This window comes from Streptomyces sp. NPDC006259, assembly GCF_042870975.1.
Taxonomy (GTDB): Bacteria; Actinomycetota; Actinomycetes; order Streptomycetales; family Streptomycetaceae; genus Streptomyces.
Genome location: NZ_JBIAHY010000005.1, coordinates 347817 through 373943, shown reverse-complemented (window position 1 = coordinate 373943; position 26127 = coordinate 347817). Strand labels below are relative to the sequence as shown.

At 69.5% G+C, this 26127-nt stretch carries 18 protein-coding genes; 12 read left to right on the top strand and 6 right to left on the bottom strand.

What is annotated here, in order from left to right:
- Window positions 1-161: 161 nt before the first annotated feature.
- From ACFYO5_RS22365 to ACFYO5_RS22350, 4 genes are all read left to right on the top strand, one after another.
- Entirely contained in the window at window positions 162-1178 is a 1017-nt protein-coding gene (locus ACFYO5_RS22365; protein ID WP_388711234.1) for a sugar ABC transporter substrate-binding protein, read from the top strand.
- A 162-nt stretch (window positions 1179-1340) separates the two neighbouring features.
- Window positions 1341-2336 (top strand): ABC transporter permease, encoded by a 996-nt coding sequence (locus ACFYO5_RS22360; RefSeq protein ID WP_356570040.1) that lies wholly within the window; start codon window positions 1341-1343, stop codon window positions 2334-2336.
- Window positions 2333-3169 (top strand): ATP-binding cassette domain-containing protein, encoded by an 837-nt coding sequence (locus ACFYO5_RS22355; RefSeq protein ID WP_388711229.1) that lies wholly within the window; start codon window positions 2333-2335, stop codon window positions 3167-3169. Before ACFYO5_RS22360 ends, ACFYO5_RS22355 begins: the two co-directional genes overlap by 4 nt.
- A 77-nt stretch (window positions 3170-3246) precedes the next feature.
- Window positions 3247-4278, top strand: a complete 1032-nt coding sequence (locus tag ACFYO5_RS22350) for a LacI family DNA-binding transcriptional regulator (protein WP_356570042.1) — start codon at window positions 3247-3249, stop codon at window positions 4276-4278.
- A 470-nt stretch (window positions 4279-4748) separates the two neighbouring features.
- On the opposite strand, the gene ACFYO5_RS22345 is transcribed toward ACFYO5_RS22350, so the two are convergent.
- Window positions 4749-5528 carry an NAD(P)H-dependent oxidoreductase gene (locus ACFYO5_RS22345; protein ID WP_388711225.1) on the bottom strand — a complete coding sequence of 260 codons (780 nt, stop codon included), beginning with the start codon at window positions 5526-5528 and terminating at the stop codon, window positions 4749-4751.
- Between the two features lie 138 nt (window positions 5529-5666).
- Here ACFYO5_RS22345 and ACFYO5_RS22340 point away from each other — a divergent pair, with 138 nt between their 5' ends.
- From ACFYO5_RS22340 to ACFYO5_RS22310, 7 genes are all read left to right on the top strand, one after another.
- Complete coding sequence (locus ACFYO5_RS22340) at window positions 5667-6515, top strand: helix-turn-helix transcriptional regulator (RefSeq protein WP_388711222.1); 849 nt, start codon at window positions 5667-5669, stop codon at window positions 6513-6515.
- A 1380-nt stretch (window positions 6516-7895) separates the two neighbouring features.
- A complete protein-coding gene (locus tag ACFYO5_RS22335; RefSeq protein WP_388711219.1) occupies window positions 7896-9749 on the top strand; it encodes a glycoside hydrolase family 15 protein in 1854 nt (617 codons plus the stop codon).
- Window positions 9750-9802: 53 nt separating this feature from the next.
- On the top strand, window positions 9803-11521 hold the full coding sequence (locus tag ACFYO5_RS22330; RefSeq protein WP_388711216.1) for a pyranose oxidase: 1719 nt from the start codon (window positions 9803-9805) through the stop codon (window positions 11519-11521).
- A gap of 35 nt (window positions 11522-11556) precedes the next feature.
- On the top strand, window positions 11557-12498 hold the full coding sequence (iolE, locus tag ACFYO5_RS22325) for a myo-inosose-2 dehydratase (protein WP_388711213.1): 942 nt from the start codon (window positions 11557-11559) through the stop codon (window positions 12496-12498).
- 30 nt (window positions 12499-12528) lie between these two features.
- Window positions 12529-13785 carry a VCBS repeat-containing protein gene (locus ACFYO5_RS22320; protein ID WP_356570048.1) on the top strand — a complete coding sequence of 419 codons (1257 nt, stop codon included), beginning with the start codon at window positions 12529-12531 and terminating at the stop codon, window positions 13783-13785.
- A 96-nt stretch (window positions 13786-13881) separates the two neighbouring features.
- A complete protein-coding gene (locus ACFYO5_RS22315) occupies window positions 13882-16242 on the top strand; it encodes an ABC transporter substrate-binding protein (protein WP_388711209.1) in 2361 nt (786 codons plus the stop codon).
- A gap of 21 nt (window positions 16243-16263) precedes the next feature.
- Window positions 16264-17601: a hypothetical protein gene (locus ACFYO5_RS22310; protein ID WP_388711206.1), complete on the top strand. Its 1338-nt coding sequence runs from the start codon at window positions 16264-16266 to the stop codon at window positions 17599-17601.
- An 82-nt stretch (window positions 17602-17683) separates the two neighbouring features.
- Here the strand turns inward: ACFYO5_RS22310 and ACFYO5_RS22305 are convergent, their stop codons facing one another.
- The 5 genes from ACFYO5_RS22305 to ACFYO5_RS22285 all read right to left on the bottom strand — a co-directional run bounded on the left by ACFYO5_RS22305 (window position 17684) and on the right by ACFYO5_RS22285 (window position 24582).
- Window positions 17684-20164: a carbohydrate binding domain-containing protein gene (locus ACFYO5_RS22305; RefSeq protein WP_388711203.1), complete on the bottom strand. Its 2481-nt coding sequence runs from the start codon at window positions 20162-20164 to the stop codon at window positions 17684-17686.
- Between the two features lie 205 nt (window positions 20165-20369).
- A complete protein-coding gene (locus tag ACFYO5_RS22300; protein WP_388711200.1) occupies window positions 20370-21227 on the bottom strand; it encodes a glycoside hydrolase family 43 protein in 858 nt (285 codons plus the stop codon).
- A gap of 168 nt (window positions 21228-21395) precedes the next feature.
- Window positions 21396-22325, bottom strand: a complete 930-nt coding sequence (locus tag ACFYO5_RS22295; RefSeq protein WP_388711197.1) for a carbohydrate ABC transporter permease — start codon at window positions 22323-22325, stop codon at window positions 21396-21398.
- Between the two features lie 22 nt (window positions 22326-22347).
- The gene (locus ACFYO5_RS22290) at window positions 22348-23220 is read right to left on the bottom strand and encodes a carbohydrate ABC transporter permease (RefSeq protein ID WP_388711194.1); all 873 of its coding nucleotides are present in this window, start codon (window positions 23218-23220) and stop codon (window positions 22348-22350) included.
- 93 nt (window positions 23221-23313) lie between these two features.
- Complete coding sequence (locus ACFYO5_RS22285; RefSeq protein WP_388711191.1) at window positions 23314-24582, bottom strand: ABC transporter substrate-binding protein; 1269 nt, start codon at window positions 24580-24582, stop codon at window positions 23314-23316.
- Between the two features lie 509 nt (window positions 24583-25091).
- Between ACFYO5_RS22285 and ACFYO5_RS22280 the strand changes: the two genes are divergently transcribed.
- Entirely contained in the window at window positions 25092-26105 is a 1014-nt protein-coding gene (locus tag ACFYO5_RS22280) for a LacI family DNA-binding transcriptional regulator (protein WP_388711188.1), read from the top strand.
- The last annotated feature ends 22 nt before the right edge of the window (window positions 26106-26127 follow it).

Sequence of the window (26127 nt, the reverse complement as noted above, 5' to 3'; positions counted from 1 at the left end):
GTTGCCGATTCGTGACAGGTAGAAGGCATTGACGTTGCCGGGACGCGGAGTCCATCATCCTCGCCAGGCGGTGTCAACGATGACATAAGTCAACGATGACACTCCCGGGCGGCGTGCTCCGCTCACCACCCCTGCCGCTCGCTATCCCACAGGAGTCGTTCATGTCTCGCACCACTCGTCTGTCCTCCTCCCTCCTCAGAGCCGCCGCGGTCACGGGCGTCGCGGCCCTCACCCTGACGGCCTGCGGTTCCGGCTCCGGTTCCACCGGCTCGGGCTCCGGCTCGGGCGGTGTCAAGGTCGGCCTGATCACCAAAACCGACACCAACCCGTTCTTCGTGAAGATGAAGGAGGGCGCGGAGCGGGCGGCCAAGGAGAACGGCGCCGAACTGTCCACCGCGGCCGGGAAGTTCGACGGGGACAACGCCGGCCAGGTCACCGCCGTCGAGAACATGGTCGCCGCCGGGGTGAAGGGCATCCTGATCACCCCCAGCGACTCCAAGGCGATCGTGCCCGCGCTCGAGAAGGCCCGCGCCAAGGGTGTCGTGGTCATCGCCCTGGACACCCCGACCGACCCGGAGAGCGCGGTCGACGCCCTCTTCGCCACGGACAACCTCAAGGCCGGCCAGCTGATCGGCGAGTACGCCAAGGCCGCCATGAAGGGCAGGACGGCGAAGATAGCCGCCCTCGACCTCGCCCCGGGCGTCTCCGTCGGCGTCCAGCGCCACAACGGCTTCCTCAAGGGCTTCGGCGCCACCGACAAGGACGTCGTGTGCGCCCAGGACACCGGCGGCGACCAGGCCAAGGGTCAGACCGCGATGGAGAACTGCCTGCAGAAGGCGCCCGACATCAACGTCGTCTACACCATCAACGAACCGGCGGCCCTGGGCGCGTACACCGCGCTGAAGGCCAAGGGCCGGGAGAAGGACGTACTGATCGTCTCCGTCGACGGCGGCTGCACCGGCACCCAGGCCGTCAAGGACGGCAAGATCGCCGCCACTTCGCAGCAGTACCCGCTGAAGATGGCCGCCGAGGGTGTCAAGGCCGTCGTGTCGTACGCCAAGGACGGCAAGAAGGCGTCCGGCTACACCGACACCGGCGTCACGCTGATCACCGACAAGGCCCAGGACGGGGTCACGTCGAAGGACACCGCCTACGGCCTGGACAACTGCTGGGGCTGAGCCGCGCCCCGGGACCGTACGGCACACCGTACGAACCGCCACTCCCGTCAGCGGGCGGTCGGCCCGCCTCCCCGGCCGGGGACGACCGCCCCCTTGTCCCGGTGACGGGGCTCGTGCCCTCGTTCTCCGACAAGGACATCTGTCTTCCGACAAGGATTCCGCATGACAGCCACGACCACGCCGTACGCCGAGCTGAAAGCACCCAGCACGGCCCGCAGACTGCTGACGGCGCCGACCACGGGCCCGCTGGCCGCCCTCCTCCTGGCCTGCGCCTTCTTCTCCTTCTCGTCCGAACAGTTCCTGACCGGCGGGAACTTCTCGCTGATCGTGCAGCAGGTCATGGTCGTGGGCACCCTCGCCATCGGGCAGACCCTGATCATCCTCACGGCGGGCATCGACCTGTCGTGCGGGGCGGTCATGGCGTTCGGCAGCATCGTGATCGCCAAGACGGCGGCCGAGGGCTCGCTACCCCCGCTCGTCGCGATCGCGCTGGGTCTGGCCGTCTGCGGTGGTTTCGGTCTGCTCAACGGCCTGTTGGTGCAGAAGATCCCGCTGCCGCCGTTCATCGTGACCCTCGGCATGCTCAACGTGGCGTTCGCGCTGACCCACATCTACTCGGAGGAGCAGACGGTCACCAGCCTGCCCGGCCCGCTGACGGCCCTCGGGCAGACGTTCCCGCTCGGCCACACGGACATCACCTACGGCTCGCTGGTCACCATCGCCCTCTTCCTCCTCCTCGCCTACGCGCTCAGCAGCACCGGCTGGGGCCGGCACGTCTACGCCCTGGGCAACAGCGCCGAGGCCGCCCGGCTCAACGGCATCCGCACCTCCCGCCTGACCATCGGCATCTACACGGTGGCCGGCCTGCTGTACGGCATCGCCGCCGTGCTGCTCATCTCCCGCACCGGAGTCGGCGACCCGCAGGCCGGACAGACCGACAACCTCGACAGCATCACCGCCGTGGTCCTCGGCGGCACCAGCCTCTTCGGCGGGCGCGGCTCGGTCCTGGGCACCTTCATCGGCGTCCTCATCGTCGGGGTGTTCCGCAACGGCCTCCAGCTGATGGGCGTCGCGTCCATCTACCAGACCCTGATCACCGGCGTCCTGGTGATCCTCGCGGTCACCGTCGACCAGATCTCCCGGAGGAAGGCCCGATGACCGACACCAGCGCCCTCCCGCCCGTTCTGCAGGCCCGCGGCCTGGTCAAGCGGTACGGCCAGGTCACCGCGATCGACGGCGCCGACTTCGACCTGCTGCCCGGTGAGGTCCTCGCCGTCATCGGCGACAACGGCGCCGGCAAGACCAGCCTGATCAAGGCCCTCACCGGCGCGGTGGTCCCCGACGCGGGCGAGATACGCCTCAACGGCGAACCCCTCACCTTCTCGGGTCCGCAGAGCGCGCGCGCCCACGGCATCGAGACGGTCTACCAGGACCTCGCCGTGGCCGCCTCCATGGACATCGCCTCGAACATGTTCCTCGGCCGCGAGCTGCGTCGCCCCGGCATCCTCGGCAGCGCCTTCCGCATGCTGGACAAGAAGCGGATGCGTCAGGAGGCCGCCGAGCACATGGCCGACCTGAAGATCGGCCTGCGCTCGCTGACCCAGTCGGTGGAGACGCTCTCCGGCGGACAGCGGCAGGCCGTCGCGGTCGCCCGTTCCGTCGCCTGGGCCCGCAGCGTGGTCGTCATGGACGAACCCACCGCCGCCCTCGGCGTCAAGGAGTCGGGCCAGGTCCTGGACCTCATCCGCCGCGTCCGCGACAAGGGCATGCCGGTCGTCCTGATCAGTCACAACATGCCCCACGTCTTCGAGATCGCCGACCGGATCCACGTCCACCGGCTGGGCAGGCGTGCCGCCCTGATCAAGCCCTCCGACTACTCCATGGCGGAGGTCGTGGCCATCATGACCGGCGCGCTCAGCATCGACGAGGCCGGAGATACTGTCGTAGCGGACTCGGAGGCCGCGAAGGCCGCCGGAGTCCAGGCCACTTGACAGCACAACCCCGCTCTCGCGGTTTCCGGCCGAGGCCGCGGCCGGAACCCGAGCGCCCTCAGGAGACGGTTTCCTCCATGGCAGCGCACCGCCGCCCCACCCTGGCCGACGTCGCCCGAGAAGTCGGCGTCAGCGCCAAGACGGTCTCCCGAGTCCTCAACGAGGACGGACCCGCCTCCGCGCAGACCAGGGAACAGGTTCTCGCCGCAGTGGCCAAGCTCGGCTTCCAGCCGAACCTCATGGCCCGCAACATCCGCGTCGGCGGCCCGGACACCACCATCGGCCTGGTCATCCCCGACCTCGCCAACCCCTTCTTCGGAGCCGTCGCCCGCGCCATCGAGGACACCGTCCGCGAACGCGGTCTGACGCTGCTCATGGGCTCCTCAGCGGACGACCCCGCGCGCGAACGCGCCCTGACGGACAAGTTCCTCGCCCGACGCGTCAGCATCCTGATGGTCGTTCCGTCCGTCGGCGCCGACCACTCGCACCTCAAGTCGCACCGCACGGCGGGACTGCCCGTGATCTTCCTCGACCGACCCGGAGTCGGTCTCGCCACGGACAGCATCGTCAGTTCCAACCGTGCCGGAGCCCACGACGGCGTCGCCCACCTCATCGCCCACGGACACCGGCGCATCGGCTTCGTCGGCGACCTGCCGCCGAAGCTGTACACCCGGCGCGAACGTCTGGCCGGCTACCGCTCGGCGCTGAGCGAAGCGGACATCCCCTACGACCGCTCACTCGTCACCAACGCCCACGACCAGCAGGGCGCCGAGACCGCGACCACCGGGCTCCTCGGCCTGGCCGATCCCCCCACCGCCCTGTTCGCCGGCAACAACATCATGGCGCTGGGCATAGTCGCCGAACTGGCCCGCAGCAGGCGCAAGGACGTCGCCGTCGTCGCCTTCGACGAGGTGGCGCTCGCCGAGGCGCTCGAACCGGCCCTGACCGTCGTCGCCCAGGACGCGGAAGAACTCGGCAGGACGGCGGCCACCACCGCCCTGACCCGACTCGACGGAGACCGCACCCGCGCCCGCACCATCACCGTTCCCACCCGGCTGATCGTCCGGGGCTCGGGCGAACTCCCCCTCCCCGCGCCGCAGAAGGCGTGACACCCGTAATCAATCGTCGGCGCGCACTTCCCCCGACCCGGCCCAGCCAGCCGTGACCGGACCGCAGCCCGCGGTCCCGCGCCCGGACCGGGTTGCGGGACCGCGGCCAGGTGCCAGTGGTCGGGTTCCACCGCGGGGAGCCGACTGCCGCACCTGGCCCCGGCGTTCGGGCCCACCGTGGGAGCCGCCGGACGCACCCTGCCGCGTTCGGCCGCCGTGGGAGCCGACCGCCGCGCCTGGCCGCGTTCGGGTCGACCGTCTGAGCCGACTGCCACGCCTGGCCCCGGCCTTCGAGCCCGCTATGGGGAGCCGCCGGACGCACCTTGCCGCGGTCGGGCCGCCGTGGGAGCTGGCCGGCGCACTTGGCCGCGATCGGATCCCTCGCGGGAACCGGCCGCTGCCACGGCCGCCAGCTGCTTCTCTGGGGCGTGTCTTTCAGCTCGCCTCGTCCATCGCCGGGCGGACGGCGGTCAGTCGCGCACGTGCAGCCCGAAACCCGTGCGCCCGGCGGGCTCCAGTCCCTCCTTCAGGTGCAGCGAGGGGATCTCGTAGTCACCGGCGTTCTGCCGCCGGAACGCGATCGGTTCGGTCGACTCCAGGGTGAGCAGGCGCTGCTCCCACGCCTTGGCGACGTCCGGATAGTCCTCGCGGGTCACCCGGTCGCTGCCGTACAGCACGAACGGAGGCAGCGCCTCGATGCCCGGGTAGTACAGGATGCCGTGGTGGATCGGGAACAGCAGGTCGTCGATGGGGCCGTTGATCCCGCGAGCCGCGTAGTGCGGCTCCGGTCCGCCCACGGTCACCGACAGCAGGGCCTTCCTGCCCGCGAGGGTGCCCTCGCCGAAGCGCTCGCCGTACTTGGTGTCGCTGTGCTCGCCGACGCCGTACGCGAAGTGGTACGTGAACACCCGGTCCACCCAGCCTTTGAGGATCGCGGGCATCGTGTACCACCACAGCGGGAACTGGAAGATGATCGTGTCGGCCCACAGCAGCTTCGCCTGCTCGGCGCGGACGTCCGGGGTGAGCGTGCCGGCGTCGAAGGCCCTGCCCGAGTCCCGGGCGACCTTCAGGGGACTCGAGGCGTGCGGGCCGTAGTCCGCGGCGTCCACAACCGCCTTCCATTTCATCGCGTACAGATCACTCACCTGCACCTCGTGCCCGGCGTTCTCCAACGTGGACACCGCGAGGTCCTTCAGCGAGCCGTTCAGCGACCTCGGCTCCGGGTGGGCGTGGACGATCAGCGTCTTCACGGGAACTCCTTCGGATCGGATGCCTTCGATCCTGGGCGTCGCGGCGCCCGGTGTTCAGGGGCTTCACTTCCGTCGGACGGGACTTCCTGGTAATGACAGGACCACCTTCGCGGGCGGCACCGAGGCCATACTGGGGGCATGGACGATCTCGCGGGGTTCCTGCGGACCCGGCGTTCCCGGGTCGACCCGGCGGCCGTCGGCATCCCCACCGACAGCCGCCGCCGGGTGGAGGGGCTGCGCCGCGAAGAGGTCGCGCACCTGTCCGGAGTCAGCGTCGACTACTACGTACGTCTGGAGCAGGGCCGCGCGACCCAGCCCTCCGAACAGGTCCTCGACGCGCTCGCCCGCGTCCTCGGCCTGGACGAGATCGAACGCGGGCATCTCCACCGGCTCGCCCGGCAGCGCCGCCGCCGTGCGAAGGCACCCGGCGGGCGGGTCCGGCCGGAGTTGCTGCGCGTTCTCGACCTGGTCGTCGACGCACCCGCACTGATCATGGACCACCGTCTGGACGTGATCGCCGGAAACCGCCTCGCCGGACTCCTCTACGGCCGGCCGGTGCCGGGCCTGAACACCGCCCGGCACATCTTCCTGGAGGAGACCGAGCGCGGCCTGTACGCGGACTGGGAGACCTGCACCCTCGACGTGGTCGGGCACCTGCGCCTGGCCGCCGGCAAGTACCCCGAGGACCCCCGCCTGGCCTCGCTCATCGGCGAGTTGGCGATGGGCAGCGAACGCTTTCGGCGTCTCTGGGCCCGTGCGGACGTGCGCGCCCGCGGGCATGGACGCAAGGCGTACCGGCACCCGCTGGTCGGACTGCTGGAACTGCACCAGGAGAACTTCGCCCTGCCGGATGAGTCGGGCAGGGAACTGCTGGTGCTGTCCGCGGCGCCCGGCAGCCCCGCCGAGGACGGCTTGCGCCTGCTCGCCGGCCTGGGTACGGACAGCGCTGACACGCGCCCCACCGTGAACGCTCGGGCCTGCGAGTGATCCGGCAAGCCCACGACCGGCGGCCGGTCTCACTCCGGCGAACCGGTGCCGGGGACGGCCCACCTCGGCAGCGCCGCTTCACGTGGGTGACCGAGCACGCCGCTTCACCTTGGTGACCGAGCACGTCACTTCACCTTGGTGACCGAGCACGTCACTTCACCTGGGTGACCGAGCACCTGCCGCAACTCCCGGGCGAGCGAGGCGCCTTGGACGGCACGGCCGAGTTCCCGGCTCGCGCTACGGCCGCGGCCGTCCGGCGACGGGCTCCAGCGGCCCGGTGGTACGGCGGCCCGGCGATACGGCGGCAGGCCATCGCTGTCTGCTACGGGCACGGGTCGGATCTCCTGGGCGCGCTGAACCGCGGCCCGCCACCGCCATCGCGACGTTCCGACAAGCCCCTTCACGTGCCCGGGAACCGGTCCACCCCCCACAGGCCACCGAGTGGGTCGAAGCCGCGGCCGGGCGGCCCTCCGACCGTTGCCCCCGGCGTCGTCACCGGTCTCCACCGGGCCAAGTCGCCACGAGGTCGCGGTAGCTCGCGAAACGAGGGCCGGGAACCGGCTCCTGGAGAGGCAGACCGTTCAGCCGGCGACGGTGCGAGGTGTCGCTCTCGGGGTGGAGCACGCAGCACACTCCCCCCGGCGGCAGTGAGGTCGGTGAACACCGCTCTGACGCGAGCGGACCGGAACACTGCTCCGATGCGCAGACCGCTCGGACCTCCGGCTCATCGCCCGTGCAGCCACGGTGAACTGGAGCGACGCGTAGCGAGGGTGGGGCGCGCGGCGGTGGGCGGTAACGGGCTCGGTGCGGCCTGGGTCGACTGGTCCCGTGACGTACGGGCCTGGGGACACCGCGAGCCGATGCGCCGATGATTGAAAATTTGCCTTTCGCATATTTGCAGGGCCTGCCTCCCCTCCACACCCATCGTTTTAGCAGTTCAAGAGGCAATCTTCCACGCACGTCATGCCGGCTACATATGCCAACTGGCGTGTGTGCATGAACCGTGCGAATTTGGAAGTGCCGCTCAGCCGGACACGTCAGACTGCTGCCGCGTCCCAAGACCCCGCCGTGAGGGTTGAGGACGGAAGGGCTCGTGCTCCGCAGAACGGCCCGCCCACCGCGCTCCGCCTCGGCACGCCGAAGCTGAGAGCGCATCTGGTCGGCGGCTGCCCGCAAGCGCACCGTCGTGCGCATGCCGGGCGACATCCATCCGTGTGACGTGCCGACCCGGTGTCCGGGGTGCCCGCAGATACTCGTCGGGCCGGAAGCCCACCTGGGCGCGGTGCGCCTATTCCGGTAGTGGTGCATGCCGGTCCGGACCGTTCGCCAGACGCGGTCCGGGCGCAACGGTGTGCCCACATCGGGCGAGGGAGTGACGCAATGGCCGGTGCCATCGAGGACTACGCCTTCATCGGTGACCTGCACTCCGGTGCGCTGGTGGGCCGAGACGGATCGATCGACTGGCTCTGTCTGCCCCGTTTCGACTCACCCGCGTGCTTCGCCGCGCTGTTGCACGACGACAGTGCCGGCCGTTGGCTGCTGGCGCCGGCGGGCGCCGGGCCCGCGACGCGTCGCCGCTACCGCGAGGACACCCTGATCCTGGAGAGCGAGTGGCACACCGCCGACGGCAGTGTCCGTGTCGTCGACTGCATGCCCCTGCGCGGCGAGGCAGCGGACATCGTGCGGATCGTGGAGGGTCTGAGCGGCCGCGTCACCATGCGGATGGACCTTCGACTGCGCCCCGATTACGGGCGGATCATCCCATGGGTCACCCACACCGGCGGCGGTCTGCGAGCCGTGGCAGGCCCCGACGCGTTCTGGCTGCACACGCCGGTGAAGGTGTACGGCGAGAACATGTCGACGCGGGCGGAGTTCACCGTCGAGGCCGGCCAGCAGGTGCCGTTCGTCCTCACCCACAGGGCCTCCCATCTGGCCAGTCGTCCCAAGCCCGTCGAGGCCGGGCCAGCCGTGGCGGACACCGAGCGGTTCTGGCGCAGCTGGATGAGCCGCTGCACCTATCAGGGGCGGTGGAACGACGCGGTTCGACGCTCCCTGCTCACCCTCAAGGGTCTGACCTACCAGCCCACCGGAGGCATCCTCGCGGCCGCCACCACCGCGCTGCCCGAGCAGATCGGCGGTCCCCGCAACTGGGACTACCGCTTCTGCTGGCTCCGTGACGCCACCTTCACCCTTCAGGCGCTGATCGGCACCGGCTATCTGGAAGAAGCCTCGGCCTGGCGCGAATGGCTGCTGCGGGCGGTCGCCGGCAACCCCGCCGATTTGCAGATCATGTATGGGCTGGACGGGACCTGGCGGCTGCCCGAGTACGAACTGGACTGGCTGAACGGGTACGAGAACTCGCGCCCCGTCCTGGTCGGCAACGCGGCCGCCGGACAGTTCCAGCTGGATGTCTGGGGTGAGGTCCTGGAATGCTTCTACGTGGCCCGCGAGGCGGGGCTGCCCGCGAGCGACGCCGCGTGGAACGTCCAGACCGCGCTGCTGGACTTCCTGGAGGGCAACTGGCGTGAGCCGGACGCCAGCCTGTGGGAAGTCCGCGGTGACTCACGCCACTTCGTGCACTCCAAGGTGATGGCGTGGACCGGCCTCGACCGGGCGGTGCGCTCGGTGCTGCACCACGGTCGCTGGGGCCCCCTCGACCGCTGGGAGGACCTGCGCGACCGCCTGCACGCCGAGATCTGTGCGCAGGGCTACGACGCCGAACGCAACACGTTCACTCAGTTCTACGGATCGAAGGGCGTGGACGCGGCCCTGTTGCTGCTGCCCCGAGTCGGCTTCCTGCCCTGGGACGACCCACGCGTGCGGGGCACCGTCGACGCCGTCCGGCGCGAACTGAGCGAGGACGGCTTCCTGCTGCGCTACCGGCCCGAGGCCGACGGCGGCGTGGACGGCCTGCCGGGCTCCGAGGCCACCTTCCTGGTCTGCACCTTCTGGCTGGCCGACGCCCTGCACGGCACGGGCCGCGGTCGTGAGGCCCTGGAGCTGTTCGAGCGGCTGCTGGACCTGCGCAACGACGTGGGCCTGCTCAGTGAGGAGTACGACCCCGCCACGGGCCGCCACCTCGGCAACACCCCCCAGGCGTTCAGCATGGTCGGCCTCGTCAACTCCGCGCTGTGGCTCAGCGGCTCCAGCGACATCACCTCCGTCGACGGCCGGTCAGCCCACTCGGGCGTACGTGTCGACGCCGACGGTCCAGGCCGCAGGCCGGGCAGTTGACCCCTCCCGCCCGACCGCCGCCTCCCCTCCCACCCGTCCGCGAAAGGACTCCCATGACCGACAACGACGTGCTCAACACCGAGTACGACGCCCTCATCATCGGCAGCGGCCCGGTCGGCTGCACCTTCGCCCGCAAACTCGTCGACGCGGGCCAGCACGTGCTGATGATCGACGCCGGCGCGCAGTTGTCCCGCCGTTACGGCGAGCACCTCAAGAACAGCTACCTGTACCAGAAGAACATCGACCTGTTCGTCTCCGTCATCAAGGGCCACCTGCTGCCCCTGTCGACGGCGACCAACAAGGAGCCGGTCCTCACCCTGGACCCCTCGGCGTTCTCCTACGATCCGGACAAGTACGCCGGCTTCTCGATGCGCAACCAGAACCCGGAGCAGAAGAAGCACCTCAACCTCCCCGCCGCGGCGGCCACGTACGCGGTGGGCGGAATGGCGACGCACTGGACATGTGCGGTGCCCCGCTTCCACGCCCAGGTCGAACGGCGCAACGGTGACGAGGAATACCCCATCGACGACAAGAAGATGGACGAGCTGTACGACGAGGCGGAGGCGCTGCTCGACCGGCGCACGTCGGTCTTCGCCTCCTCCGCCCGGCACCTGCTGGTCAAGCGGCTGTTGCAGCGGTCGGGGCAGGAGTACGACGACGTGACCGAACTGCCGCTCGCGGTGCGCGAACGCGTCGACGCCGAGCGGACGTCCGCCGTCGAGTGGGCCGCGTCCGACACGGTCCTCGGTGACCTCGCCGAACCGCAGCACCGGCCCTCGGCCGGCTCGTTCACGCTGCTGGCGGAGCACCAGTGCCTGCGGCTGGAGATCACCGGTGCGGGCCGGCGCCAGAAGGTCGAGTACGCCGTCGTACGCAACCTGCGCGACCTCCGCCAGGACATCCACCTGCGTGCCCGCAACTACATCGTCGCGTGCGGTGCCGTACCGACACCGCAGTTGCTGTTCAACTCCGGGGTCACACTGCCCGCACTGGGGCGGTACCTGACCGAGCAGCCCATGTCGTTCTGCCAGGTGGTGCTCCAGCAGGATCACATGGACGGCATCGAGACCGTCCTGCGCGAGACGTGCGGCACCGACCAGGACGAGGACAAGCGGTCCGCGGCCGCCGCGGACCGTGTCGCCGACTACCGCGCCGCCCAGCTCAAGCGGCTCCACGGCGGCGACAAGACCGCCGACCCGGTGCCCTTCCCGCCCGGCGAGCGCGATCCGAACCTGGCGCTGCTGGTGACCGAGGAGCGGCCCTGGCACTGCCAGATCCACCGCGACGCCTTCACCTACGGCGCCGTGCCGCCCAACGTCGACCCCCGCCTCATCGTGGACCTGCGCTGGTTCGGCATCTCCCGACCCCGTCCGGAGAACAAGCTCACCTTCTCCCGCAAGATCCGCGACACCTTCGACCTGCCGCAGCCCACCTTCCACTTCCGCCTCGACGAGGCCGAACGGAAGGCGACCGACCGCATGAACGAGCACATGCTGCGCACCGCCACCGCGCTCGGCGGGTTCATGCCCGGCTCGGAACCGGTCTTCCTCACCCCCGGCCTGCCCCTGCACATCGCCGGCACCACCCGGATGGGCACCAGCGAGCTGGACAGCGTGGTCGACGAGTACTCCAAGGTGTGGAACATCGACAACCTCTACCTCGGCGGCAACGGCCTGCACCCCTTCGGCAACGCCTCCAACCCCACTCTCACCAGCGTCGCCATGGCCGTGCACGCGGCCAAGACCATCATCAGCGGCCACCCCGGTCACTGACCGCCCTCCTCCGACCAGAAATGCGGGACCGCCACATGAGGGAACACACCGCCCCCCGCCCGGACGGCGTCCACCTGGGCATCACGCCCACGTGCTGGACCAACGACGACTTCCCGCTGATCGGGCACGACATCCCGATGGAGCAGTGCCTCAGCGAGATCGCGCTCGCGGGCTTCGACGGATGCAGCATCGGCCACAACTTCACCACTGACGTCGACGCGCTCATCGCCGCCATGCACCTGCGTGACCTCAGCGTGAGCGAACCCTGGGTGAGCACGTTCTTCACCGTGCCCGACGGCGCCGAACGCACCGCCTCCGACCTGCTGAGGGTGCTGGAGTTCCTGAAGGAGTTCAACGCTGGTGACCCGCCGGTGAAGACCACCACGATCGGCGTCGCCGAGTTCGGGCACTCCGTCCACCTCCAGTCGCTGAGCCTGCGCAGCAACAAGCCCGAGTTCACCGACGCGCAGTGGGACGACCTGTGCCGCGGCCTGAACGAGATCGGGAAGATCACCGCCGGCCAGGGCTTCACCCTGGCCTACCACCCGCACATGGGCACCGGCGTGCAGACCGAGGAGGACGTCGACCGGCTCATGGCGCACACCGATCCGAAGCGGGTCAGCCTGCTGCTGGACACCGGCCACCTCACCTGGGCGGGTGCCGACGTGACCGGCATCATCGAGCGCCACCGCGACCGCATCGCCCACGTGCACCTGAAGAACGTCCGCAGCAGCGTGCGCGCCGACCGGACCCTGGCCGCCGGCAGCTTCCGCGAGTACATCGAGTCGGGCATCTTCACCGTCCCCGGCGACACCGACGGCGACATCGACTTCGACACCCTCCTCAAGGCACTGCGCCCGGGTGACGCCTACCGCGGCTGGCTGGTCGTGGAGGCCGAGCAGGATCCGAGCGGCGGTCACCCGCCGCTCTACCACGCCCAGACGGCTCACGCCTACCTCACGCAGGCCCTGGGCTGACCCGCCCCACCACCGACGGAAGGCGACCCCATGGCGGCAGACACGCCCCTGAACATCCGCACCCCCCGCTTCACCCGCGAGGTTGTGGCCGACCAGCTCAACGACGGCTACTGGGTGGAGGCACCCGACATCGACGGGGACACCCGTCCCGACCTGTTCGGCTACGGCCTGTCCCTCGGGGAGATCTACTGGTACCGCAATCCCGGATGGCAGCGGCAGCTGGTGGCCGACGGCTTCCACATGCCCATCGGTGCCCACTGCGCCGACATCTCCGGCAACGGCCATCCCGACATCGTCGTCTGCTATGAGCTCTATGGCTCCGGAGGCCGCATCGACGACCCGGACCTCGACGGCGGCAAGATCGACTGGATCGAGAACACCGGGAAATCCGACGCCGACGTGCGCTGGGAGCGTCACTACGTCGGCCGTGAGACGGGCATGCACCGCCTGCGCGTCGGCCACTTCACCCAGACCCGCAAACCCGAGATCATGGGTGTCCCGTGCGTGGGGCCCAAGCACGTCCACGGCCTCATCCCGGTCGTGTTGTTCAGCCCCAACAACGACGTCCGCAAGCCGTGGGAGAAGCGCGTCGTGGACGACAGCCACTTCCGCATGATCCACGGCGCGGAGAAGCGGCAGAACCCGCTGCCCGGCTGCGAGCACCTGGACTCCATCCTCCTCGCTTCGGAGGAGGGGGTGAACTGGCTGCACTACGACGAGCGCGAGGGCCGGTTCACCACCACCCACATCGGCTCCGGTGAGCACTCCCAGTACGAGCAGACCGGCTTCAAGGGCAGCGGGGACGTGGGTGCCGGCCGTATCGGCGACGACCCGCACGCCTATGTGGCGGCCACGGAGCCGTTCCACGGCAACACGGTCGCCGTGTACGTCAAGGAGGAGCCGGGCACCCCGGTCCACGAGGCGACCTGGCGCCGCGTCGTTCTCGACGTGTTCGGCGACCCGAACGAACTCGGTGAGGGGCCCGGACACCAGATCGTCTGCGCGGACTTCGACAACGACGGTGACGACGAGTTCCTCGTCGCCCTGCGCGGGCCGTGGCCCTGGCAGGGCGTCTTCTACTACAAGGCGCTCGACATCCGGGCCGGCGTCTTCGCCAAGTGGCGGGTGTCCTCCGACTCCACCGCGCGCATCGCGGTGGGGGACTTCAACGGAGACGGCCGACTCGACTTCGCGACCATCGCGTACAAGGTCGACAAGTACTTCGTCGCCCAGGACGCGAAGCTGTCCCTCTTCCGCAACGAGACGGACCTGACCGAGTCCGCCTGAGACGGAGCGACCGCACCGGACAGCCCTCGCCGACGGGGACGGGCTGTCCGGTGCGGGCCGCCCGTGCGCCATGACGCCACCGAAGGGAGCAACCAGGTGACGGACGAGGATCAGACCGGCGGACCCGATGAGGGTCCGAGCCGTGCCGCGAAGACGGCACCCGGGTACGGCCTGTCACCCACCGGGGCCACCGCGGCCGGGCTCCGCCCGCACTGGGGCCCGCCCGTCAGGCGCCGTGTTCTCGCTGTCCTCGTCCTGGCGGTCGTCGTCGCGGTGACGGCGGTCCTGCCCCCTCTGCTGCGCCCGTCCCCGGCACCCGTGTACCTGGCCCTGGTGACCAGCCACACCGGCCCCGGCGCCCCGCGCGGCAAGGAGATCACCCGCGGGGTCCGCTTCCACCTCGACCGGATCAACCGCACCGGAGGTGTGCGGGGCCACCCGGTGCGTCTGCTGCTCTACGACGACCGCGCCGACCCGCAGGCGGCACGGCGCGCGGCCGAACGCGTCGTCCGCGACGAACGGGTGGCGCTGGTCATCGGCAACACCACCAGTCCGACGGCCATGTCGGCGGCGCCCGTCTACACCGCCGCGCACCTCCCCTTCATCACTCCGACCGCCACGGCCGACGGCATCACCGCCAGTCCCTGGTGCTTCCGCGCCACCTACACCAACTCGTACCAGGGTGGCTTCATGGCCGCGTACGCCCATGAGGTGCTCGGGGCGCGCAGCGCCACGGTGCTGCACTCCGCCACCGCCTACGGTCGGTCGCTCGCGGACGGTTTCGGCCAAGCGTTCGCGACGGGGGGACGGGTCCACCGGTCGGTTTCCCTCGACGGTGTCGTCGGCCCTCGTTCCTCCGGGCAACTGGAGGAGGCGCTGAAGGCCGTGCGCCTGGACGAGGCCAAGGGGCCGGTGATCCTGGCCATGCCCGAGGATCCGGCGCTGGACACCCTGACGTACCTGCGCTCGCACGGCGTGACCAACGTGGTCATCGGCGGTGACGACCTGTCCAACGACCGCTTCGCCTCGGCGCTGGCCGGCTCGTCCCAGGAACGGGCCAAGCCCGGCTCGATGACCGGCCGTTTCTACACGGCCTCTCCGCAGCTGGCCGACAGCCTGAGCGGTGAGGGGCTGCAGTGGGCGGCCGACTACCGCGACCACTACGGCGTTCCTCCCTCCTGGAAGGCCATGTCCGGGCAGACGGCCGCCGACCTCGCCGTGCACGCCCTGCGCGCCGCCGAGGCACCCCACGGCCGCGTCACAGCCCGGCAGCATACGGCCGTACGCGAGGCCCTGGCCGCCCTGAACACCCCGGAGCGCAGCATCCCGGGCCTGTACGGACGGGTCTACTTCGATGCCACTCGGTCCCTGCACCAGCCGGTCACTCTCGGTCTCGTGCGGGAGGGCAGGGTCGTCTCCGCTCCCGTCCAGCTGACCGAGTACAGGCCCGCGGAGGGGCTCGACGTCGACGAGGAACTGGCCGCGGGCAACGCCGTGCGCTACCGGGACAAGGTGCTCGCCCGCCAGCAGGTCGTTCACACCGGCATCAACGTCAACCGGATCAGCGCCCTGGACACCCGTGAAGGCACCTTCAAGGCCGACTTCTTCCTCTGGCTGCGCTACACCGGCAGCGACGACGCCTCGGCCGTCGACTTCGCCAACCTCGCCGACGACAGGTTCACGCTTCCCGAACCTGTGCGCCAGTCGGTCAAGGACGGCGTCAAGTACCGCCTCTACCAGATCGTCACCACGTTCAGCGCCCCACTCGACTTCCATCGCTTCCCGTTCGACCGACAGCACCTCGCGATCGTCGTCCAGAACCGAACGCACCCCTCGTCCCGTGTCGTCTATGTCGTCGACCGCCCCCTCGTCACGCAGGACCGGGCAGAGGCACTGCGCAGCGGCCGGAACGTGGAGGACTCCATCGACGGACTGCCGAATTGGGCCGTGCACGATCTCGCCCTGTACACGGCGGCCGTCGGCTCGACCGCCCGTCTCGGCGACCCCGACCTCACCCGGGGGCAGACCGGTGTCCACTTCGCCCAGTACGTCGCCGACGTCACCGTGGACCGCGACGTCGGTCCGTTCCTGGTCAAGAACCTCCTGCCGCTGCTGCTCAGCGTCGCCGTCACCTACGCCACGCTCTTCTTCCCCCGCGATCCCCGCTACACCAGTACCCGCGTCTCCCTGGAGGTGACCGCCATGCTCAGCGCGGCCGTCCTGCTCACCAACGTGACCGGATCCCTGCCGGACATCGGCTACTCGGTGGCCCTGGAGTGGGCCTACTACGCCTTCATGTTCCTGGTCGGCACCTGCGTGTTCATCTCCCTGGCCGGAGCATGGCTCCAGGAACACGACAACATCCGGGCCTGGAACCGGCTCGCGCGCGTCTCCCGCGTCTACTATCCGTTGTTCTGCTCGGCCGTGCTGCTCGTCTACGTCCTCCACTTCGGCTGAGCCCCCCCTCAGGACCGCGCCGTGACAACCGACGACAACGCCCCCTTCACGCAGCGGCATCTGCGGCAGGCCACGAGGATCGTCGACGTCTTCGCCCTCGCTACGGCCGTGGTGTTCACCGTCGTCGTGCTCGTGGCCCTGCGCCACCCCCACGGACTGGACGTGCGCCATCCGAGCGCACGGCTCGGGCTCGTCACGGCCCTCGGTCTGCTGCTGCTCCTGCTCGGCGGGCTGGCCGCCATCCGGCGACTGCCCGTCCACCGGCTGTGGTTGGCGAGCGCCTGGGCCAGCGCCGTTCTGCTGACCGGCACCGGGGCCGTCTGGCACATCCAGATCGCCGACGTCTCGCACACGCTGACCCGCGGCACCGCGGTCACCAGTCCCCGCTCGGCCCAGGCCTACCTGGCCCGGCACATGCCCGCCGGCGCCCCGGTTCTCACGGTTCCCACCGGGGTGTTCGTCCAGGCACTGCGCTTCACCGCCGCCTACGACGTCGAGGTGAGCGGATACCTGTGGCAGCGCTACGCCGACTCACTCCCGGACGACCTGGAGCGCGGGGTCGTACTGCCGGAAGCAGACGATTCCTACCAGCCGGAGAAGGTGTACGACTTCCGCCGCGACGGTGAGCAGATCGTCGGCTGGTACTTCCACGTGACCTTGCGCCAGATCTTCGACTACCGAACCTATCCCCTCGACGAGCAGGATGTCTGGCTGCGCCTGTGGCATCCCGACTTCCGCCAGCGCGCGGTGCTCGTGCCCGACCTCACCGCCTATCCGCCGTGGCACCCTCAGGCCGCGTACGGTCTCGACTCCGGCTTCGTCCCCGGCAACTGGGACGTCAAGGCGACGGCCTTCAGTTACGACACCCCGCCCTACTCGGCCAACTTCGGACAGGGTCGGCAGTACCGGGAGGAGGCCTTTCCCGAGCTGTACTTCAACATGCACATGGCCCGGGAGTTCGTCTCGCCGCTGTTCGGCAGGATCATCCCACTGGCCTTCATCGCGATCCTCGTGTTCGCCTCGCTCTTCGTCACCACGAAGAACACGCAACGCCATCCACTGGCCGGGTTCGACGGGCTGACGGTCGTCGAACTCGCGGCCGCGCTCCTGCTGGTGCTGACGGTCGACCACAACACGACGCGGCAGGAGACCGGTTCGCACGGCATCGCGTACATCGACTACCTCTACTTCTGTCTCTACTTCATGATCATCGCCGTGGTGTGGAACGCCCTCCTTCTGTCCCGCGGTCCACACCTCGGGCTGGTCGAATGGCGGGACAACCTGGCGCCCAAGCTTCTGTACTGGCCGACGCTCGCCTTCCTCGCGTTCGGCGTCACCGCGCTCACGTTCCTGCTGTGAGACATCGGGGACACGGCGGGCGGGCCCGGTGAGTCCGGCCCGCCCGCCGTGCAGGAAGGTTTCTCCTTGGGGTGGGACGTCGTCAGGAGAGCTTGATCAGGGTGTAGTCGTCGCAGTAACCGGCGGAGGAACCGGCGTCCTTGTAGCAGTAGGCCGCGGCCGAGGTGTTGGTGCTCCCGGTGGTGAAGAAGACGGGCTGCTGGGAGTAGGCGGTCGTGGAGGTGCGCAGGTAGGTCTCGGTGCCGCCGAAGCTCTTGACACCGACGGAGACCTGCTCGCCGCCGCTCGCGACCTTGGCCCAGCCTGTGAGGAGGTAGGTGCCGCTGGAGGCGAGGCCCGTGGCGGACTGCTCGACGCCGCTGGTGGCGGCACCGGTCTGCAGCGAGTAGGTGCCGGTGCGGGCGTTGGAGGCGACGGCGTTGGACTGGGCGCCGCTGCCGCTGCGGGTCCAGGGGCTCAGGGAGCCCGACTCGAAGCCGGCGTTGGTCAGGGCGTTGGCCGCGGTGGAGACGCGTTCCACCGCGAGGTCGTCACAGGTGCCGGCACCGGTGCCGCCCGTGTTCTTCCAGCAGTAGACCAGCGCGGAGGTGTTGGAGCCGCCGGTGGTGAACAGGACCGCCGCCTGGGAGTACGACGTCGTGGCGATGTTGGTGAACGTCTCCGTGCCGCCGTAGTTCTTGACGCCGATGGCGAGGGTCTCCCCGGCGTTCGCGACCTTGGCCCAACCGGTCAGCAGGTACGTGGTGTTGGGGCTGAGGCCGGTGATGTTCTGGTTGGCGCCGCTGCCGCTGGCCTGGGTGGTCAGCGCGTAGGTGCCGGTGCGGGCGCCCGAGGAGGTGGCGGAGGGGGCGGCGCCGCTGTTGGTCCAGGGGCTCATCGCGCCCGACTCGAAGCCGGCATTGGAGACGAGGTTGCCGCCGGTGCCGTTGTCGGCGCCGATGTTGGGCGCGGCCGTCGCGGAGACGGTGTTGCCGAAGGCGTCCTTGCCGCCGTTGCCGCTGATGACCGCCCCGGCCCGGATCACGGGGGAGGAGGGGTGCACCTGGTAGGCGCCGGTGCCGGTGTACGAGGAGGACGTGCCCGCGTTGCCCGGGTTGCGGAACTCGGGGTCGGTGACGACCTTCGCCGAGTCTGCGGGCTCGGAGGACGGGTGGGTGCCGTAGAACAGGTTGTTGGAGTAGACGGATCCGGCGCTGGTGGTGAAGTAGCCGCCGGTGCCGTAGTTGAACACGGCGTTGTTGCGGAAGGACAGGGTCCCGGTGATGCTGGTGCCCCGGCGCGAGTACAGGATCGGGGTGTTCAGGCCGCTCTTGTTGACGTAGATGCTGTTGTTGTAGATCTGCGGGACGGCGACCGAACTGCCGCTCTTGTTGGGGACGTTGCCGACCAGGTGGAAGACGCCCGTGCCGTGGGTCGGGGTGCCCGCGGCGGGGCAGCCTGCGTTGGTGCCGTCGTTCTCGCTGATGTTGTAGCGGATCACCGTGCCGTCACTGGGGACGGTCGAGGTGGGCTCGTTGGCGATCGAGAAGGGCGGCATGATCAGCATGAAGCCGCCGAGGTTCTGGTGGCTGTAGTTGTACTGGAACGTGGTGTTGTGGTTGCCCCAGTCGACGTCGTAGCCGGTGCCGTCGGCGCCGTTGACGTGGCAGTACACCTCGTTGTTCTGGACGACGGTGTCGTTGCTGCCGGACATCCAGATGCCGGCGGAGGCGCCGTTGCAGTACTGGCCGGAGGGCGGGCAGGTGGCCTTGGCGCCGCCGTAGCCGGCCTTGTTGCCGTCGATGAGGGCGCCGTCGTTCTTGACGACGAGGATGTCGTCCGCGCCGTCGTAGGTCATCGTGTTGTCGCGGATGACCGTGCCCGTGGTCTGGCCGGTGCCCTGGCCGTCCCCGTCCGGAGTGACGGCGACGGCGATGCGGTCGACGTGGTCGAAGGTGTTGTTCTCGATCACCACGTCGTCGAAGGTGGAGACGGGGGTGGTGTGGTCGGTCTGGACGCCGACACCCGCGTTGGTGGAGTACCAGCCGCCCGACCAGCCGCTGATGTGGTGGATGTTCATGTCGTGCACCCGGATGTGGTGCAGGACGCCGCCGGAGCTGTTCTCGGCGAGCACACCGGAGCGGTAGGCGGGTGAGGCGGCCGGGTTGGTGAGTTCCAGGCCGCCGATGTCCCAGTACTGCTGGTTGAGCAGGTGGATGACGGGACCGGTGGCGCCGCCCGCGTTGATGACCGGCTTGGCGCCGGTGCCGTAGGAACCGATGGTGACGGGGCTGCCCGGGGCACCCGACCCCCGCGGAGCGAGCTGGCCGGAGCACGTGGTGCCGGCGGCGAAGAGGATGGTGTCGCCCGCACCGAAGGTGGTGTTGTTGACGCCCGCGAGGGAGTTCCAGGGGCTGCTCTGGGTGCCGCTGCCGTTGCCGGACGCCGAGCAGTCGACGTAGTAGGAGGTGCCTGCCGCCATGGCGGTGTGGGCCGGGACCAGGAGTGCGCCCGCCAGCGTGGCGAGCAGGGCCAGGACGCGAGGTGCCCGGCGGGCCGGGCTCGTCGATCTGCGACGCTTCATTGCGGCGCTCCTTGCTGGGTGGATGTGTCCTCCGGGTCGCGGGCTGCGACCCGGGGCTTCCTGCGCCGGGCGGATCCGACGGATTCGCCCGGAGTCTGTGGCGGGACCGTGGCACCCGCCCCTGCGCGAGCGGCTCGTGAGCGCTGTGCGCGGTCGCGGACCCGGTGGCACCTGCCGGACGGGACCGCTTCGGCGAGCCGGTGCCTCACCGTGGTGGGAGCGACGCGGGCGGGGACAGCTCCAGGACGGAGGCGTGTCGCATCCTCGGCGGAAGGGCCAGGGAGACGGGCTCCCAGTCCCGGCCGTCCTTGCTGCGAGCCGCTCCGTACCTGCCTTCGAGGAAATGATCGAAGATCATGATCCATTCGTCTCCGCGGCGGAAGATCGAGGGGCCCTCCACCACCGGAGGAGTGACCGGTCCGGTGCCGCGGGTGTACGGACCGCCGGGAGTGTCGAAGGCGACCAGGTGGATGTCCTTGTGAGCGGTGGCGAGGTCGTTGGTGCCGCGTTCGTCCTTGAAGGCCATGAGGAATCCGCCGCCGTCCACCTCCCGCACGGTGGCGTCGATGACCGAGTGGCCGGGGTCGAAGAAGAGACCGGGGGCCGAGAAGGTGGTGAAGTCCTCGGTGGTGCAGTGCCAGATGCGGTGGTCCTGGCCGATGTGCTCGTAGTCGCGGCCCTCGGCCGTGGTCCCGGAGTCCACGACCGAGGACCAGATGAGGTGGTACAGCCCGGTGCCGCGGTCCAGGAAGAACTCGGGGGCCCAGGCGTTGTGGGCTCCCTCCACCCCGGCCATGACCGGGATGAGTTCCTGCTCGGACCAGGTGTGAAGGTCGCCGGAGGTGGCGTGGACGATGAAGGGGCTCGTCCAGCCGTCGGTGGCGAGCAGGTGGAAGAGGCCGTCGGGGCCCACCCCGATGAACGGGTCGCGCAGTCTGCCGGTGCCGACCGTGCCCCGCAGGACGGGCCGCCCCTCGTTCACCGCGGCGAACTCCTCGCCGTCATGGCTGTAGGCCAGGTGCAGCGCCTCGTCGGCGTCGGTGAAGTATGAGACCACGTACATCGCTGGGATGGTCCTTCCGGGACGTCGGGGCGCGGGTGCCCCTGGACGGTGGGGTCGTCGTGTGGGTCGTGTGGGTCGTGCGGCGTCTCGACCGCGGGTGGCGGGCGCGTGCGCGGACGCCCGGGCAGGCGGTTCACGAGGTGTTGGGCAGGTCCGGCGCGTCCGGGCTCAGGACTTGACCGCCCCGGCCGACATGCCGGCGACCACCTGGCGCTGGAGGAAGATGAAGATCAGCAGCAGCGGGAGCACACCGAGCAGTGCGGCGGGGAACAGCGTGGTCGGCTGCACGGTGTGCGGGTCGATGAAGGAGTACGCGTTCACCATGACGGTCCGCTTGCCGGGGTCCTGGAGGAACACCAGGGGAACCAGCAGGTCGTTCCAGATCTGCAGGGAGATGAAAGTGAGCAGCGTGCTGGTGACCGGGCGCAGCAACGGCAGGATGATCGTGAAGAAGGTACGGAAGGCGCCGCAGCCGTCGAGTGCCGCCGCCTCCTCCAGGTCGGCCGGGATGGAACGGATGAAGCTGGTGTAGAAGAACACGGCGACCGGGAGGTTGAGGGCCGTGTAGATGAGGACGATCCCCGCGTAGCTGTCCAGCAGGTTCAGGTCGCGCATCAGCAGGTAGAGCGGCGCCACCACGACGAACACGGGGACCGACGTGCCGAGGATGAACAGCCGGTACACCGCGGTGGACCAGTGTTGGGTGATCCGGGCGAGCGGATAGGCGGCGAGCGAGCCGATCACGGTGATGACCACGCACGAAAGGCCGGTGATGAGGAGGGTGTTGAGGGTGCTTCGCCCGTAGTGGATCTGGCTGAAGGCGTCGGTGAAGTTCTTCAGGGTCAGTGAGTGCGGGATGCCCAGCGGCGAGCGGGCCACGTCGGCCGCGGTACGCAGCGAGGTGATGACCGTGAAGAGGAACGGCAGGACGAACAGCAGCGTGCCCAGGCAGAGCAGGGCGGTGCCGAGGCCGCCGGCCAGCCGGCGCAGCGGGTTGCGCGAGGTCGGGGACGTCGCGCGGGGCCGGGTGGGTGTCCGGCGCGGGTCGTCGTGGGCCGGACGGGCCTCGACCGGCGGCGAAGTGATGTGTGAAGTCATGGTGGCGATCCGTCAGCTTCCGTCAGATTCGTCGCTCGCGCAGCCGGAGCAGGGAGGAGGTGGCGCTGGACAGGACGACCACGGTCACCAGCAGGACGACCGACAGCGCGACGCCGTAGGCGAACTTCCCGCCGCCGAAGACGTTGCGGTACACCATCAGCGTCAGTGTGTCGGTGGCTCCCGCGGGGCCGCCGTTGGTCAGGACCAGGGGGAACTCGAAGACCTTCAGCGAGCCGATCAGGCTGAGCGTCACGTTGACGGTGAGCGCCGGGGCCAGCAGGGGCCATTCGATGCTGCGGAAGCGCCGCCAGCCGTTCGCGCCGTCCAGCGCGGCCGCTTCCAGCAGTTCGGTCGGCATGCTCATGTAGCTGGCGAGGAAGATCGCGCAGGAGTAGCCGGTGAACATCCAGATGTTGACGGCGGCCACCGAGTACAGCGCGGTGGAGGTGTCGCCGAGCCACACGTGGCCCAGGCCGTGCAGGCCGACCAGGTCCAGGAGCGCGTTGATGCCGCCGGTCGGCGCGAACAGGTACGACCAGATGAAGGCGGCCATCACCGGGGAGATCAGCGTCGGCGTGAGGAGCACGACGTTGAGTGTCTTGCGGACCTTCGGGCGGCGGAACAGCATGCTCGCGAAGAGCAGACCGAGGCCGTTCTGCACGACCACGACGACCGCCGCGTAGAGCACGGTGTGCCAGATGGCGTCGGTGACGGCCGGGTCGTCGGCCATGGCCCGGTACTGCTGTGTGCCGACGAAGTGGGCGATCGGGCCGCCGAGGCTGTCGGTCATGCTCAGATAGACGCCTCGGGCCAGCGGATACAGCATGAACACGCCGTACACGACGATCGCCGGAAGCAGGAAGGCGGCCATGGTGGCGCGCCGTCGGTGGAACACGGGGATCCTCCTCTTGCCCGGAAGGGCCGTGGCGGGGGCGGTCAGTGAGCTGCTGACCCACGCCCCCGCCACGGCTGACCAGGGGTGGCCGGGTTACTTGGCGGACGCCGCGGTCTGGATGTCCTTGAGGGTCTGCGCGGCGGACGCCTTGCCCAGCAGGTACGCCTGGATCTTGGAGCCGGTGGTGGTCTCGGCCGCGGCGGCGTACCAGGAGTCGGAGGGCAGGATCCGGTAACGGCCTTCCTGGAAGGCCGTGGTGAACGCGGTGGTCTCGGGGCTCTCCGGAGTCAGGCCGCTGATGAACGGGGATTCCGCGTGCTCGGCCTCGAGGTACTTGGAGAGGTTGTTGTTCTGCGACCAGAACTTGACGTACTCGCGCGCCGCGTCACCTTGCTGGGACTGGGAGTTGACGCCCCACATGGTGCCGGAGAACAGCATCCCGTTGGGCTTGGTGCCCGCCGCGCCGCCCGGCCAGGGGGCGAAGGAGACCGGGAAGCCGGCCTTCTTCACGTTGGAGACCTGCCAGGCGCCCTGGTACCAGAAGGCGCTCTTGCCGGCGCTGAAGTCCTGCGGGCCCTGGGACCACTCGTCGACTCCGAGTTCGTTCTTCCAGTCGACGTATCCCTGGTCCTCCAGCGACTTGAGCTGCCGCAGGGGTTCCTTCCAGTCCGGGTCGAAGGACGCCTTGCCGTCCAGGAAGTCGGCGTCCCACTGCTTGTTCTTCTGGTAGACCAGGGTCGATCCGGCGGCCTGGAGGACCGAGCTGCCCGTCCATCCGGCCTTGTCGGGCAGCGCGAGGGGATCGATGCCGGCCTTCTTCACCTTGGCGAGGTCGGCGAGGAACGTCGGCCAGTCGGCGGGCACTTCGGTGATGCCGGCCTTCTTCAGCAGGTCCATGTTGGCGTACAGGCCTATACCGATCAGCTCCATCGGCATCGCCAGGGTCTTGCCGTCGGACTGCGCGAACTGCTGGGCGTCCGGGGTGATGCGGCTCGCCCACGACTCCCCGGACAGGTCGGCGAGGTAGCCGGAGGCGCCCCACTTCTTCATCCGGTCCGTGTCGACCATGATCACGTCGCCGGCCTTGCCGCCCAGCAGCTCGGGCTGGAGCTTCTGCGTGTAGGTGTCGTTCGCGGTGATGTACTCGAAGTCGACCTTGATCTTCGGGTGGGTCTTCTCGAACTCCTTGTTGATCTCGGCGACGTTGGCGGGCTCCGCGCCGCCGCCCTTCCAAGCCTGTACGTGGATGGTCACCGTGCCGTCGGCGGCCGCGCCCGACGACTCGCCGCCGCACGCGGCCAGCGACATCGCCATGGCGGCGACCGTGGTGGCGACCGCGAGACATCTCCCAGAGCGCTTCATTGCACACCTCACCCGTCGGTAGGGACCGACTTGTCATGTCTGAAGGGGTTTCTGATCGAACAGCCTGTGCCGGGTGGGTGCAGCGCTGATTCGTATGGAAAGGGCCTGGTCAACCCGAGTTGCGGCGAACGTCTCCTGCCGATGGCCGGGACTGTAACGCAAAACTTAGTGGACATCTATACGTAACTTTCCGTGGTCGCCCGCTACCACCGAACCGGCCCCGGCCCGTCAGGGAGCCGCGGCCAGGCCACCGCCCCTCCGCCCCGCGACAGCACGGGGAGACCGGCGCGGAACCGGGCAACGCCCGCCGTCGCAGCGATTGACGCCCCACGCAACTTATCGATAAAGTTTTCTTGGATGTGCGGTGCGGTGAGCAGGGGTGGGCTCCAGAAGGCTTCGCGGGCCGGCCAGGCCGGGCGCGGCCCGAGGGGGTACTCACCCGGCGATCCGACGAGCGGGTCCGGGAGCGGGTCCGGTTCGACGGGCGCCGTCAGGCAGAAGGAGTTCGAGTGGCAGGGCGGGTGACCATCGCGCAGGTGGCCGAGGAGGCCGGCGTCTCCGCGATGACCGTGTCCAACGTCATGAACGGCAAGCCGGGGGCATCGGAGGAGACCCGTCGCCGCGTCCTGGAGGTGGCCGGGCGACTGGGCTACCGGCCGAACATCTCGGCCCGCAACCTCAAGGCCGGCCGCAGCGGCCTCGTCGGCCTCATCGCGCTGGACCTGACCAGCCAGTACGGCCTGGAGATCCTGCGCGGTGTCGCCGACGAACTGGCCAGCGCCGAGCAGGAACTCCTCGTCAACGCCTCGTACCACGACGCGGCGCGGGAGAAGGACCGCATCGAGTTCCTGGGACGCGGCCTGGTCGACGGCGTCCTCATGATCGCGCCCGTCCTGGAGGACGAGACGGCCGAGCTGCTGCGCCGGCAGAAACTGCCGTGCGTCATCATCGACCCCCGGCGCCTGGACGTACCCCTCCCCCGGCTGAGCGTCGACAACTACCACGGCATGCGCCAGGGCACCCAGCACCTGATCGACCTGGGCCACTCCCGGATCGCCTACCTACGCGGCGAGGAGGACCTCGAAAGCACCTCCATCCGCTTCCAGGGCTTCGAGGACGCCATGCGACTCGCCGGACTGAAAGTGGACGAACAACTGGTCGCCTCCTGCGACTTCTCCTACGCCAGCGGCTTCCGCGCCGCCTCGCAGCTCATCACCGAGCAGCGCCCGACCGCGATCGTCGCCGGGGCCGATCTGATGGCGCTCGGCGCCATCGACGCCGCGAGGTCGTGCGGACTCACCGTGCCCACCGACTTCTCGGTCGTCGGCTTCGACGACCTTCCGCAAGCGGCGCAGAGCTTCCCCGGCCTCACCACCGTGCGCCAGCCGCTGCACGACATGGGCCAGAAGGCAGCCCGCGCCCTGCTGTCCCTGATCGAGGGACAGCACCTCCTCATGGACCACATGGAGGTGGCCACCCAGCTCGTGGTGCGCAACTCGACCGCCCCGCCGGCCGGGAACTGAACCACCCCCGAGTCGACCCACG